This window comes from Pseudoalteromonas luteoviolacea S2607 (genome assembly GCF_001625575.1).
In the GTDB taxonomy this organism is placed as follows: domain Bacteria; phylum Pseudomonadota; class Gammaproteobacteria; order Enterobacterales; family Alteromonadaceae; genus Pseudoalteromonas; species Pseudoalteromonas luteoviolacea_E.
Genome location: NZ_AUXV01000056.1, coordinates 361,687 through 375,860, shown reverse-complemented (window position 1 = coordinate 375,860; position 14,174 = coordinate 361,687). Strand labels below are relative to the sequence as shown.

14 protein-coding genes are annotated in these 14,174 nt (G+C 40.2%); 6 read left to right on the top strand and 8 right to left on the bottom strand.

Going from position 1 to position 14,174, the window contains the following annotated elements; genetic code table 11:
* The first annotated feature begins 121 nt into the window (after window positions 1-121).
* Genes N480_RS18765 through N480_RS18755 form a run of 3 tightly spaced genes read left to right on the top strand, consistent with a single transcriptional unit; the run spans window position 122 to window position 2,079 of the window.
* The gene (locus N480_RS18765; RefSeq protein ID WP_063374241.1) at window positions 122-676 is read left to right on the top strand and encodes an elongation factor P hydroxylase; all 555 of its coding nucleotides are present in this window, start codon (window positions 122-124) and stop codon (window positions 674-676) included.
* Window positions 666-1,787 (top strand): ATP-NAD kinase family protein, encoded by a 1,122-nt coding sequence (locus N480_RS18760; protein ID WP_063373960.1) that lies wholly within the window; start codon window positions 666-668, stop codon window positions 1,785-1,787. Before N480_RS18765 ends, N480_RS18760 begins: the two co-directional genes overlap by 11 nt.
* Window positions 1,788-1,800: 13 nt before the next feature.
* Complete coding sequence (locus N480_RS18755) at window positions 1,801-2,079, top strand: YfcL family protein (protein WP_063373959.1); 279 nt, start codon at window positions 1,801-1,803, stop codon at window positions 2,077-2,079.
* 50 nt (window positions 2,080-2,129) lie between these two features.
* Here N480_RS18755 and N480_RS18750 read toward each other — a convergent pair whose 3' ends face one another.
* Together N480_RS18750 and N480_RS18745 are read right to left on the bottom strand one after the other, a co-directional pair.
* Window positions 2,130-3,305, bottom strand: coding sequence for an NRAMP family divalent metal transporter (locus N480_RS18750; protein ID WP_063374240.1), 1,176 nt, complete (start codon window positions 3,303-3,305; stop codon window positions 2,130-2,132).
* A gap of 175 nt (window positions 3,306-3,480) precedes the next feature.
* Window positions 3,481-4,362 (bottom strand): LysR family transcriptional regulator, encoded by an 882-nt coding sequence (locus N480_RS18745; RefSeq protein ID WP_063373958.1) that lies wholly within the window; start codon window positions 4,360-4,362, stop codon window positions 3,481-3,483.
* A 119-nt stretch (window positions 4,363-4,481) separates the two neighbouring features.
* Here N480_RS18745 and N480_RS18740 point away from each other — a divergent pair, with 119 nt between their 5' ends.
* From N480_RS18740 to N480_RS18730, 3 genes are all read left to right on the top strand, one after another.
* On the top strand, window positions 4,482-5,459 hold the full coding sequence (locus N480_RS18740) for an aldo/keto reductase (protein ID WP_063373957.1): 978 nt from the start codon (window positions 4,482-4,484) through the stop codon (window positions 5,457-5,459).
* A gap of 36 nt (window positions 5,460-5,495) precedes the next feature.
* On the top strand, window positions 5,496-5,957 hold the full coding sequence (locus N480_RS18735; protein ID WP_063373956.1) for a hypothetical protein: 462 nt from the start codon (window positions 5,496-5,498) through the stop codon (window positions 5,955-5,957).
* A 399-nt stretch (window positions 5,958-6,356) separates the two neighbouring features.
* Window positions 6,357-7,409: a hypothetical protein gene (locus tag N480_RS18730; protein ID WP_063373955.1), complete on the top strand. Its 1,053-nt coding sequence runs from the start codon at window positions 6,357-6,359 to the stop codon at window positions 7,407-7,409.
* Between the two features lie 49 nt (window positions 7,410-7,458).
* Here the strand turns inward: N480_RS18730 and N480_RS18725 are convergent, their stop codons facing one another.
* The 6 genes from N480_RS18725 to N480_RS18700 all read right to left on the bottom strand — a co-directional run bounded on the left by N480_RS18725 (window position 7,459) and on the right by N480_RS18700 (window position 14,044).
* On the bottom strand, window positions 7,459-7,884 hold the full coding sequence (locus N480_RS18725; protein WP_063373954.1) for a response regulator: 426 nt from the start codon (window positions 7,882-7,884) through the stop codon (window positions 7,459-7,461).
* 12 nt (window positions 7,885-7,896) lie between these two features.
* A complete protein-coding gene (locus tag N480_RS18720; RefSeq protein WP_063373953.1) occupies window positions 7,897-9,396 on the bottom strand; it encodes a sensor histidine kinase in 1,500 nt (499 codons plus the stop codon).
* Window positions 9,397-10,026 carry a hypothetical protein gene (locus N480_RS18715; RefSeq protein ID WP_063373952.1) on the bottom strand — a complete coding sequence of 210 codons (630 nt, stop codon included), beginning with the start codon at window positions 10,024-10,026 and terminating at the stop codon, window positions 9,397-9,399.
* A gap of 340 nt (window positions 10,027-10,366) precedes the next feature.
* A complete protein-coding gene (locus N480_RS18710; protein ID WP_063373951.1) occupies window positions 10,367-11,239 on the bottom strand; it encodes a PD40 domain-containing protein in 873 nt (290 codons plus the stop codon).
* Window positions 11,240-11,378: 139 nt separating this feature from the next.
* The gene (locus tag N480_RS18705; protein WP_063373950.1) at window positions 11,379-12,926 is read right to left on the bottom strand and encodes a response regulator; all 1,548 of its coding nucleotides are present in this window, start codon (window positions 12,924-12,926) and stop codon (window positions 11,379-11,381) included.
* Between the two features lie 275 nt (window positions 12,927-13,201).
* A complete protein-coding gene (locus N480_RS18700) occupies window positions 13,202-14,044 on the bottom strand; it encodes an HDOD domain-containing protein (protein WP_063373949.1) in 843 nt (280 codons plus the stop codon).
* Between the last annotated feature and the right edge of the window lie 130 nt (window positions 14,045-14,174).

The window sequence follows — 14,174 nt, the reverse complement described above, 5'->3', positions numbered from 1 at the left end:
CTTTATCAGCGTACCTAACTTTTGTTCACTTTCTTTTGTGTTAATGCCTGCAAATTTTTACTTTCACACCAAAAATCCGTACAATCATCGGCCATTGAATTACCGCGCTTTATTGGCGTTTATGCACGACATATCTGACCTTAAAAATATTTTCGACTCCCAGTTTGGCCAGTCTCACAATACTCGTTTGGTGCGAGGGGATGATGAGCCTATTTACTTACCAGCAAGTGACACATGTGGTTATCATCAGGTGGTATTTGCCCATGGATTTTTCGCAAGCGCATTGCACGAAATAGCACATTGGCTCGTAGCCGGAGAGGCTAGAAGGTTGCAAGAAGACTACGGTTACTGGTATTGCCCAGATGGTAGAGACAAAGTGCAGCAAGCTGAATTCGAAAAGGTTGAAGTTAAGCCGCAGGCGATAGAGTGGGCACTTAGTGTTTCTGCTGGATTTAACTTTAATGTGTCTGTAGATAACCTAAATGGCGAACAAACCTGCCGTTTTAGTTTTCAACAAAATGTGCATGCAAAAGTAATTGAACTGATCGAGGGTGGTTTTAACACTCGTACAGAACAACTTCTAAAAGCGTTGGCCGATTTTTATAAAACACCTTGGCCGTTAACAGCAGAACAGTTTTCTTGGCATTGTCCACAGGAGTTTGAAAATGTCGTTTAAGTTAGGTTTGATCGTTAACCCCGTCGCTGGGTTAGGTGGTTCAGTTGCATTAAAAGGTAGCGATGGCGCAGATACCGCGAAAAAAGCACTTGAGCTGGGCGCAGAACCCAAATCAAATAACCGAACCAAACTCGCGATTGAACAGTTGTTGCCCTATAAGCAGAGCATTGAAGTATTCACCGCGTCCGGCGAAATGGGTGAGCGCATAGCGAAAGAACTGGGTTTTGATACTCAGGTTGTGTACCAACCAAAAATTGAGACAACGCCTGAAGACACAGAAGCACTTGCGAAAATACTTGTCGAGCAAAAAGTAGACCTCATTCTATTTGCAGGTGGTGATGGGACTGCGCGAAATGTTTGTGCTGTTGTAGAAGACACTGCTCCTGTGCTAGGTGTGCCAGCGGGGTGTAAAATTCACAGTGGTGTTTATGCAATTACGCCAAAAGCTGCTGGTCGAGTGGTCGAAATGCTGATTAATGGTGAGCTTGTTACTTTGGCAGATGCAGATGTAATGGACATTGATGAATCCGCATTTAGACAAGGAACTGTTAAAGCCAAACGTTACGGTGAAATGCAGGTACCCAGTGAAGTACGTTACGTTCAAAGCGTTAAAAATGGCGGTAAGGAAAGTGATGAGCTTGTTCTTGCAGATATCGCGGCCTATGTTATTTCAGAAATGGATGAAGACGAACGTTATATCATGGGATCGGGTTCAACAGTAGCAGCGGTGATGGAAGAATTAGGCCTTGAAAATACACTGCTTGGCGTTGATTTGATCCAAGACCATGAGTTAGTAGGTCAGGACCTAACAGCTGTGCAGTTACTTGAAATGACAGAAGGTTGTCCAACTAAGCTGGTCATTACACTGATTGGTGGCCAAGGCCATATCTTTGGTCGAGGAAACCAGCAACTTAGCCCCGCTTTAATTCGTAAAATAGGCAAAGAGAATATTATTGTGGTTGCCACAAAGCGCAAGCTACAAGCTTTAAATGGTCGCCCATTAATTGCCGATACGGGCGATCAATCACTGGACGATGAGTTAAGTGGATATATTAAGGTCGTCACAGGGTACAATGACCATGTGATGTATGCCGTAGGGCATCAAGAATAACTGAGGAGACAGAATGTCATTTGAAACCTATGTAGAGGCTGCACAGCAGTTTTTTGATGAATTAGTTGATCGTGCAGATGATGATGAGCTGTTTGCTGGTGGCTATTTAAGAGGCCACTTTGATCTAGCAGTAGGGTACGCACAGGTAGAAGAGTTAGATTTAGCACCTGAAGAACTAAACAATAAAATTGAAGAAAGTTTAGTTAAAGCATATAAAAATGGCGAATTAACAGAAGACGATAAAACGCATGTTGTTAATATTTGGGAGCAAGTAAAAGCACTTGCAGCCTAAAGTTAGGTAAGGGCAAACACAATGGTGATTGCCCTTAACACCATCAAAGCCTACAAAACCCATTTCCACACGATAAACAGCAGTGAAAAAGCGACTAAGTACACTAAACCGAGCACTGCGAGTACTTTGACAGATTTGGGCTGGGCATCAAAAATCTCACCTCGAATTAATGACAAGTTCAGCCATGCAAAAAACGGTGTGGTTAAAAATGCCAAGGTCATTGCGAACATCAACATGTCTTTTAAATTACCTTTAAAGAACAAGACAACCACCATACCAAGCCCTGACTGAATAGCGATAATCGCAGATAAGCTATATCTATTATTGTGCGGTTTGATTATTTTTAAAGACTCATCCAGTGTTCTGGCATAACCATCTAATACCGTTAAAGTTGTGCCAAACATACATAAAAATGCGACCACAGCAATCAGCCACCTTGCCCATTCTCCGATGGTGAGCGCATACATATCGATGAGCTGTTTAGAGAATGCCACACCAGCTAGTTGGATTTCTTGTGCCTGTCCATACTGCAATAATACGCCTAAAATAAAAAACATCAGAGCCAGTAATAGAGTGACCGCATAACCTAAATTAAAGTCGAATAGACTTTGCTCTCTTGTTAATTGATTAGCTTTGAGTTTTGTTTTGAGCCACAAAGAATTTATTGCCGATATTTCAATAGGAGCGGGCATCCACCCCATCAATGCCACCATAAAGCCAAGCAGGGCTAGTTCATAAGGTGATGGTGCAACAGCGGGTACTGGGTGGGCGGGGCCGTTTGAAACCGCGACAATGAGCGCCGCTGTGGTTGCCAAGCATAGGAACACCATAATCACTTTACTGGCACTGTCTAATAGTTTGTAATGACCAAATATTAAAATAGCAAGACAGACAGCCAGCAACCCGTAGCATATTGTTGTGAGTGCTAAACTCCAAGGCAAAATGTACTGTAAGAGTGCAGCGGTTAATAGCAATACACCTGCAGAGTTAACGACCGCAGCGAGCAAGTTTATCGCCACAAAAAGATAAAATAGAGAGGGGTTTTTATCCTTGTAGCCTTTAACAAGGCTTTGTTTTGTATGTAATGTGTATTCTACCCCAAATCTAAAAAACGGGTACTTCAAGATGTTTACAGCCACAATAATCCACAGTAATTGCCAGCCAAATAGCGCGCCAGCTTGTGTCGCTGCCACTAGGTGAGAGCCACCTACAGCTGCGGTGGCCATGAGTACTCCCGGCCCTAAAGATTTACTTTTTGATAGTATTCCAGATAACACGACGATTCCTTTTTTTGGGCTATGTTAACTTGTATGTAAAATTATCCAAGTAAAAAATTAACAAGCCGTTATTAGCTAGCACATTATTACCTATTAAAGTGATTGATCTGGTCGAATCTGCACGTTAACTACCTTGTTGATTTGCAAAGTAGTGCTTAACGAATGTCACAAAGGTTTTTAGTTTATGTGTTGGATATATAGTTTGCGGATAGAACAAATAAATACAGTTGTTGGGCTGTTGAGTATATTGTGACAGCACCTCATGTAATTCACCTGCTTGCAGTTCTTGTTGTACGAAATAACTCGCAACTTTGAAGAGCCCATGGCCATTTAAAGCATGGCTTTTTAACAGGGTGTTGTCATTCGTCGTAAGCCACCCTTTTACCTTCACTTGCTGCTGAAAAAAGTGCCACGTTGTGTATGAGTTTACTGTTAAACATTGATGTTCTGCCAAATCCTCTGGGTCGGATAAAACTGGACAGTTCGACAAATACTGGGGGGACGCAACTAAAGCATGGTGATAAGTCAACAGTTTAGCAGCTACCATGTCTTGGGGTGGATTTATGGTTGCCCTAAAGCCTAAATCATAATCCTGCACATTTAAATCATGTGTTTGGTAACTAGCATTTATCTCAAACTCTATATTTGGGTGCTGAGCTTTAAATTGAGCGCATATGTCTAGTAAAAATGTCTGTGCAAACATTCGAGGAGCTGTGAGGCGAAGTAAGCCCTCAACGTTTTCGCTGCTTACGCTACGTTCAATATTGTAGAGCTCGGCTCTGAGACGCTTACCTTGGTCAAAGACCTGATGGCCATATTGGGTCAGCTTCACACTTCGAGTTGTACGCAGTAACAGGGGCGTTTTTAGGTGTTGCTCCAGCTTTTTTATCTGCTCAGATAAGTGTCCTTTAGAGACTCCAAGCGCTAAAGCTGCTTTTGTATAGCTAAGCTCCTCAGCAAGCTTAACAAACAACATGATTAGTTCGATACGTTTATGCTCTTTCAAACTCTATACCTAATGACTGCTGTTCACTATATTGAACAATGTGTTTTTATTATGGGTGTTTTATTTTTGTGAGGGAACAATATCATACCTCTGTATATTCTTGAACGTTGGGGGAATCAATGGAAAAAAGTATTTCAATTCAAAAGTATTTACCGAATGCGAGCAAAATCGCATATGGCTGTATGGGGCTAGGCGCAGATAACAAAGAGAGCAACTTGCTTTCGAATGAAGATATTATAAAGGCGCAGGGTATCGTGGAATGCGCGATAGAGTGTGGGATTAACTTTTTCGATCATGCTGACATATATCGACGCGGTAGTGCTGAACAGGCGTTTGGCAAAGTGCTGAAAAACTCACCGCAGTTAAGGGCGCAGATGATCATACAATCAAAGTGTGGGATCCGTGTTAAACAAGGCGATAACTTTGGTTGTTATGATTTCTCTGGCAACTGGATAACACATTCGGTAGACGGCATTTTGAAGCGCTTGAATATCGAATATCTAGATGTACTCATGCTTCATCGACCAGATCCGCTTATGGAGCTAGAGGAGTTAGCCAACACAATTGAGCACCTTAAGCGGTCTGGAAAAATAAATCACCTTGCGGTTTCAAATATGAATCTGCATCAAATTAGCCTAATTCAGTCCGCATTAGATATACCGATTATCAGTAATCAAATTGAAATGAGCTTAGCAAAACTTGATTGGCTTGATGATGGCGTTATGGTCGGTTCTAAGGGAAATCACATGGTTGACTTTGTGAGTGGTACGCTAGAGTACTGCCAATTGAACAGTATTCAATTGCAGGCATGGGGAAGTTTATCAAAAGGGATTTTTTGTGAACAGGGACTATACTCAAGTAACCAAAATGTAAGAAATACATCGGAGCTGGTTAAGCAATTATCTAATAAGTATCAGGTTGAAAGTGAGGCCATTGTGTTGGCATTTTTAATGCGCCATCCAGCTGGGATTCAGCCTGTCATTGGTACAACAAATGAAAATCGAATTAGAAATGCGGTAAGCGCCCTCAATATTCACCTAGACAGAAACGATTGGTACAACCTTTATGTGAGCGCTAGGGGGGCTGCACTACCTTAAAATAAGATGAAATCATAGATCTTATGGAGCTTTACTATGACTACACATCCATTTAGCAAACTTGAGACAGGCAAAGGTGCAACTATTTTTGTTACCCCTTGCCCAGGCACTCAAGGTGTTGCTTTATTCTCTTCTATTAAGCACCTTAAAGAGCAGGGCGTGAATGCAATTTTGACACTAATGAATGACCAAGAGTTAATTCAAAGTGGGGCATGCGACCTTGAAGCTGTTTGCGAAAGCACTCAAGTAAAATGGTTACAATTGAGTGTGCCAACGAGCAGTAATCTTGATGAAGAGTTTCAATGCTCTATTCAAAATCAAATACCTAACGTTATGGCTGCAATCTCTAGCGGTTACGTAATTGCTATTCATAGCAAAGGAGGTTCTGGTCGAACGAGGTTTGTAGTGGGGCTGTTGCTTGCAGAGTTAGGCATGAGTGAAGATGAAGTGGGTGTGTTAGTTAAATCTGTTGGGCACTCTGAGCAATCTAATTATTGACCTGTTTATTTCACAGATAGTCCAGACGTAGTTGGGTTTTATATTGCCCAACTACAAAAACCTTCCTTCTTTACACTGAACCTTTCCTTTAACTGCAATATTTTACAATCTAGTCCGTTTACACCTCTCAACAAGCTGTGTTTTATAAAGAGGTCGTATCAGTGCTCTATCCTTATGATATCAAATTAGTTAAAGGTGTTTTTGTTGAAATTTGTTCCTATATTGATGTAATACCAAAAGGTCATTTTTACTAGTTTTACTAGAGCTTTTGTTTAGTTATTGGTAATAATACTTGCAACTTTTGACATGGTCTAAAGCTGAAAAACAGTACTTTGGTATTGATTTTTTCCAGGGATGTTTGCTTAACACAGCTAACCTTAATGCCACTGGAGTATTTATATGCAACTATTTGAATCGCACTCACCAAGATTGACTAATGGCGCTCGCCCACTAGCCACCTACATAGTTTTCACCATCGCTTTGCTCATTTTAACGGTAGTTAGTTTTCCAACAAAAGCGCTTGTGTTCATGTCAGGAGAGTTGGATAGACACCTTAAGTCATACAATTATGGTACTAAAGCAGATAATAAATGGGTGCAGCCTAGTGATAATTTTCAAGCTGACTTCAAGGCTTTGTTTGAAGCGTTTCACCAGCAAAATTGGCCACTCGCTGATGAACTGGCTAAAGCGGTAAACTATCAGGTTATTCAGTTTAATGATGTCGATACGGGCAAAGTGTATTATTTACTTCAAGAACAATATCAATTACCAAGCGACAAGTTTATAGGTGGTGGAACTTATGTATTAAACTTAGCTGGCTCAAATGCTGTGTTGCAAGCACCACACCCCAAAAGAGACTCTTTCACTGGTACTCAAGCGATTGATGCATTTTTATATACGCAAACAAAACTACTGATGTTAGCCGGTACTCGTCGCGATAGCAGTCATGATGTGAGTGTGTGTACAGGCACTAACTACTCGGCAAGTGATGTCGCACACCAGACTGAATCTTTGTTCCAAGTAGTTCACGAATATATGAGTGACTATGATTTAGAAACCGTATTTATCCAATATCATGGCTTTGGCAAAACAACGCGTGCAAAACTGCAAGCACAATGTAATACGGATAACGATTTAATGCTCAATTTAAGCGAATCTGTAAGATACGCCACGAATGACCACGAGCATAGTATTTTGCACTCTATTCGCCGCAGTGTTGAGAGCGAAGGCGTTATTAAAGCATGCGTTTACGGCAATGATACTAGAAGCCTAGGTGGTACTTGGAATGTTCAGGGGCGTCATACAAACGATTCTGTTGACAGCTGTCACAAAAGTGCAGACGCTTCTTCTAAACGTTTTATTCACCTTGAGCAAAGTTATGGTGTAAGAAAGTATCACCGCAAAGCAATGCAAAGACATTTAAAGAGCGCGCTAGATGAATATTTTAAATAACCCATTTGAATTTCTTGGATAACAAAAGGGCGCCGATAGAGCGCCTTTTTTATTTCAAGCATGACTCAAGCAAACTTTCTAGGCTATGAGGTGTTAAGTCTCCTTTATTGAGAAACCCTTTAACAAAGCTATAAGAGCGCGCTTTTTGCTTGTCCTCCTCAATTGCTGAAGAAGTAAACATGGTAAAGACTAATGAAGAGTAGTTTGGATTACCGTTTCTAAGCTTGGCGAAAGACGCTAGAAATTCAAACCCATTCATTCGAGGCATATTAATATCTAAAAAGATGAGTAGAGGTGGAAAGTCCCCTTTAAACTTTTTAGCATTTTCGTCATAGTCTACTAGGAAATTAAGCGCAGTTTCGCCATTATCGGCCTCAAATATCTCTGTAGCAATGCCTAGTTTATTAATTACTCTTTTTAGTAAATATCGATCATCTTCACAATCATCGATAATCATCATTGAAAATTTGCTCATAGGGTCTCATTTTTATTTTGGTAATGTTACGATAAATGTGGTGCCGCTGGGTGAACTACTGAACTGAATTGAACCGTTCATTTTTTCAACGTGCTTTTTGATAATGTACATACCTAATCCGCTGCCGTAAGCGACATTTGGGTGAAAGCGCTGAAACATGCCAAAAACACGCTCCGTAAATTTTTTAGGAATACCAATACCATTGTCTTCCACAGTCAGCACCGTACTTTGAGCGTTGTGGGTAGCCGTTACCCTGACATAGCGCGAAGGCTTGTCTTTATCCGAGTACTTTATTGCATTGGACATTAAATTTTCTAAAATTTGTGTTACTCGCGCCTTTGATGCCGTCACTATTGTAGAGCTGCTAACGTGATGTTGAATTTCAACATCGTTGTCGATATAGACAGCCTTCAAGCGTTGCTGGATTTCATCTAATATCTCATTAATATCAACCTGTTCGATTTCAGTTATTTCGAGTTCTGCTTTGGTTAAACTTAAAATATCGTTTACGAGGTCCTCAAGGGTTTTTACATGTCTTGCTATTTTAGTAGCATTTCTTTGTACTTCATGAAATTCGCCATCTTTTATATCCTCGCAAATTGCGTTCGCTAGCCCTCTTACAGTAATTAATGGTGCTTTTAAATCATGAGAGGTTCTATATGAAAATTGTGAAAGCTCATCGTTTGAGGAAACTAACCTTTCGTTAATGTGCTCTAAATTCGCCTGATAGCTGTGGTTTTTTTGTTCTTTCTCATACAGCTGGAGAGTCATTGAGCGCAATGCCGAATCAAGTTTATCATCCCCACTCGAAAACTCTTTGCCTAATGCATAGTTTCCATGTGCAATGGCATCAGCTAAATGGATGGTATGGCTAAGAGGCTTAAAAACAGCCCTTGCTAATAAAGTAGCCAAAGACACCCCTCCCAATATACTTAACAGTAAAAACATTAAGGTTGTATCTTTTAATGAGCGTTCTTGTTCTTCCTCTTTCATAAATGTGCGCTGCATTTCCCAATATTGTGGCTCTGCAATTTTCCTGAGCGTTTCTACCGATTTTTGCCCAAGTGGAGCGAGTTTTTCTTTAAGTTGTTTAATCGCTTGTGGGTGAGCTTGAGAATGTACAGCATCCTGAATTTCTTGCTGATGTTGTTTTAATATTGATAAGCTTGTAGCAACCTCTTGTAGTAGCTCAATATACTCTTCGCGATTCCAATGTTGAGATTGATTCTTAAGTTGCAGGTAGCTTTTATCAATAACAGACCAAGTTGCTTCTCTTTGCTGGATGTACTTCTTGTCATTGGTTAGTACCCAGTATTGAAGACTAATAATAGACATATTAATTGCTTGAGCGACTGTTCGGTTAGCTTTGATAGATGGCTCTAAAACATACTGGATGCGCCTTGAAGACTCAGTCAATTGGTCTGTTTTGAACAGTGTGAGTAGTGTCATTAACAAAAAGGCAAGCGTGACAAAACCAAAGCTAAAAGCGATTTTTTTCTCTAACGCGTTCATTTAGTTATGCTCTATTGTTTGGTGTTTTTGCCGTGTAATTAATAGGGCGCTAATCACGATAATGAGTAGCAGCCCTGGGAGCACAATAAAACCTATCTGCAATAAAACTTTTCTTGCTTGTTGGTCTACGATATCAAGCTTGGTATGTACCGACACAGCCCAAGGTTTGGTGCTTATAGGAATTTGATAGTTAATATCTTGGGAACCGTCCGTTCTAGTTTGAACGCCACCAAAAGGAATGCCTTCTCCTGCTGACTGAGTAAACGTTTTGATTTCAACACCGTTGTCCATTGTCCACCCAGTGGTGTCCTTGTTGATGTTAGAGGGTTTAGGGTGTGCAATGACTTTATTCTCGTGCTCAATAATGCAGGCAAAATGTTCACTAGTTTGCAAAGTATTTTCTAACATGTTCTGGACATCAGCCAGCACCTTAGCGGAATCTTCGCCTCTTTCTAATTCAATGGATACTAAAGTTGCCAATCTTTCTGCTTGTTCTCGGTTTTTATCAAGGTTTAGTTGAAACATGGCATTGTGTAGCTGATGTTCCAGCAAGGGGGTCACGATCACCAAAACAACGGTGGTTATGACGAAGAGAGTAGCGAATACCTTAAGAAATGATTGTTGCTTCATATGTGGGACCTAAGTAATCCTTTTCTAAATGACATTTAGTACACGACCTAGCCTGAAGCATTGCATCCGAGTTATCGAAAATACTATCTATAACTTCCTAATCAGGTTCAATCATTTGATAGTGATACTATCTACAAGCATATACCTAAGCGAATTTAAGAGAAATTTATTTAGAGTAAAAAGCAAAATTAAAGCTCTTTACACGTCTGTTTTTTATTTTTTCTTGTGGTCTTTTATTATAATCATGTACTGGGTATTCGCTAATTTATGGTAACCCTTATTCTCAAGTGAAGGGCTTGTAACAAGCATAATGTCGCTGCAACGCTACAAGCAGTAGTGATTACATTTTCACGCGTTGTTTGAGCGTTTTAATGATCTGTGCATCAACCCAGTAAATATCGCTATCGTTATTCTGCGTTGCACGATTAAAAAATAAGTATTTGCCATCCGGTGTAACGCTGGCTGATGCTTCTCTCACTGGGGTGTTTATCGTTTCTCCCATGTTTAACGCATCACTCCAAGTCCCATCTGGCTTTCTGAAGCTAATATATAAATCTGAATCGCCAAAACCAGACTCTCTGACACCATCCCATATAATGTAAGAGTCATCGGGGGCAATAAAAGGATGGGCATTGTACTTACCGGTATTGATTTCCGGTCCCATCGCCTTGGGCGCTTGGCGTTCGCCATTTATTACTTCGGAAATTCTGATTATGTCGCCATTTTTGTAGTCATCGAGAATGTATGTACCTGACCTTGAAGCGCTTAATCGCATAATTCCCCAGTCCTTTCTAGAAAACGGTGGATCTAGGCGTTTTAAATGTGACCACCCACAGGAGTTTCGGGTCATATAATATTGGCCTAGATGCATGGTCTTCCCATCTGGCGAGATAAGAGGCCTACCAACCCGAGGACCCACAATAGATTCGCGCCACTGACCGTCTTCTAAGGTGTAAGAAATTAAGTCCCATGTTTCTAGCTTAAGATCCATCCTAGTAAAATAAAACTCAGTCATGTTAGGGGAGAAAAAAGCGTTAACATCCCGATGTTTACCAGATACATGGCTCGGCGCAAAAACACTTGGCGTGTTTCCCGGCTTTTTTTGACCTAAATATTCACCAACAAGCGGCTTAATTTGCTCATTGGCAGTCGCTTGGTTAGTGAGGATTGCGGCGGATATTGAGAATAAGAAGGTGTGCAGACTTGTTTTCATAGAGTGTTCCTATCTTTATAATTTTAACGGCCTGAGGACGTTAATTTATGCAAAAGTAGGCGCATCTACATGATGTTGATTTGATGTCTTACTGATTTCTAAGTGAAATTAATATAAACATTAAATTCAAGTGCTTAATTTAGCTTACCACTGTTTGTTCAGGCATTTTGGGGGCGAGGTAGTGGAGGTAATCTTGCTCTTTTAATCCAGCCTCTTTGGTAGAGCGAAGCAATAATTCATTGAGCTCTTTATCATTGATGCCGCTACGAAGTGCTTTACTACACATTTTTATTGTGTCTTTAAATTCTCCCGAATTAAATAACTTAGACGCAAAGTGTATATAAGCTTGTTGCTGCGTTTCTTCTTCTCGATATATTTTTGCAAATATCTCGCGGTGCATTAAACCAGCCAAAACGTAATGACTGTTTCTATGTTGTTTGCCAAGTGCTTTATGGGCGTTAAACAGCATTTCTTTCGCTTGCTCCATTTCGCCTGCAAGATGGAAGAGATAAGCAATCATGATGATGGCACTTGGATCATGCAGAGTTTGACTAAGCTGCAACAGCTTACTGCTCGCTTCAGTTGATTTTCCCTCCAACAACATCATCATTACAAACATTAAATTGAACTCTTCAGGGCAGTATTTTTGAATATTGCCGGCGGAGTGTGTCAGTAAGGCCTTTAGCTCTAATTGCCTAATCTTTAAATCTTTGGGCTTAAAATCACTTTGCGTATTGAGCGTTTCGAGCAGTTTAAGTTTAATGGAGAGTGCCGTAAGTAATGTGGCAAGAGCTGGGTCTTCTTGGTATACCCTTTCTTTGCGTTTTATTAAGTTGTCGACTGCATCTAGCTCGTTAGACACATGAAGTACCATTAAGCTGAGTCTAAACATACTCGGAGACATATCCTCGACAGGAAATGCTAATACTTGTGCGGTAGCCAGCTCTCTATTATTGGCTTGAAAAGCGATATATATTTGCCAGTAAAACACCCGTACAGGGTAATCTTGTCGAGTTTGCGGTTCGCTAAGGAACTGTTTGCAAGCTTCAAAGTCTCTTAATTCGTAGTTTACATGAAACAACGACCATTTAGCCCATTGAATGTTTCTTTCAGCTAAGGGTAATAATAGTTTTTTTGCTAAAGAATAGTGACCTAGCTTCAGAAGTAAGTTAACTAACAGTTGGTTTCGTGCTTTTTTTAAATAGTTTGGATATTCTTGCTTGCGCAGCTCTTTGAGTTTAAGCAGCGCGCTTTTGTACTTTTTATTTTCAATACACGTATATGCTTGTTTAAACTCTTTCACTTGCAAAGTGTGTTCTTCAAGAATAGTGACGAGATCCTGAAGCGTATAAGGCACCTCTAGCAGTTGATTGCTGTGAAAAGGGTATTCGCATGCATAATCAAATGCGCTTTGCCTTTGTGCCATATATACGAAACGTGTTGTTGCGGGTAAAGTGCCGTCTGATACAAGTTCACTAACAAGGTCATAGAGGTTTTTAGTCGTATCTATACGGTTATCCAAGAAAACAATATCGTACGTATTTTGTCGTGCAGAGCGTTCAAACGCATTCCCTGAGCGGTATGAGCGAACGTGAGATATTCCTTGCTTATTTAGCAAAGCTTCTAAAAACCTTATGTTGTCACTATTGTGATCGACTATTGCAATTTTTAGATCTTTATATTGCACAATTTTCCCTTTTAAGACCTGAGAGTTTTCTAGAAAGCTACGAGTAAAATAACGCTGTATTTAAATTTGGAACGTATAGTCTAATCGCTTTCTGTTCGCAATCATAGAGCTAAATTCACTTTCATTTACATTTATTTAAAAAGTGCAATCGTTCCAATAAAAACTAGACGATTGAAATGAATATTTATTTTTCATTAGAGAACTTAACACCGCGGAAATTATCGCTCAGCGGTGTTAAGTAAAAGGGGATGAATTAATTTATGCGAGGCATCTAACTAAGAAAACAACTCTTCGACATCGTCTTTAATATCTTGATAAGCATCTTCATCTAGTTCCAGTACGTGAAGTATGTCCGTTTTTAAATATTCCCAATCGGGAACAGAGACAAAGCGTTTGTTTATTTGTACTAAATGCTCAGCCATTTTTAGTGCTGCCATAGTGCATGCAAAGTCTTGTTCATGCGGCTCTTTAAAAAACTCTAAATCGTGGTGTCGTAATATAAGTTTGCAAATAGACTTGGGTAAATTCCAGCTCGTGGCGAGAAAATAACCTATTGTGGCATGGTTGGTATTGTAGATGGCACTTTCTTGATCAACTAACAGCATATCGTGGTTGCTATTGGCGCTAGAAAGGACATTGATATAGTCATCAAATTTTAGGGCCATAGCGGGAATGCCAGCATCATGAAATAACCCTAACATGTGCAAGCTTTCTAATGGTACTTGAACTGGCATTTTTCTACCAATGAGCATTGCTACTTCTGAAATTTCGTTGGCCGTATCCCAAAACCGCTCCAAGCTGATACAGCATTGAGACTGATCGAAAGCTTGCTTAAGTAAAAAGCCGGTAACAAGGTTGGCGACACTATTTAAGCCCAGAAACATAACTGCCTGTTTGATATCTGTTATGGTCCGCGAAAATCCATAGGAAGACGAGTTAATTACTTTAAGTACTGCTGCCGATGTCGCAACGTCGGTTGCAATTAGGTCAGCGATTTGTCCTAATTCTGGCTCTTCTGATTGTAGGAGCTCATGTAAATGCGTGAGTAATTCAGGTTTTGGAGGTAGCGAAAAGCCTTTCTCTACGTCATTGAGAACAATATTATCGATTTCTATCATAACTAATCCACTTATGATGCGTTACTATACGACGCGGTTTTTTGGCACTGAAGTAAGGTTAGTATAGCCCGTCTGTTTCTTATTTTTGTGATTTAGCGTAAGGAATTATGCAATTTTGCGTGCAATTTAG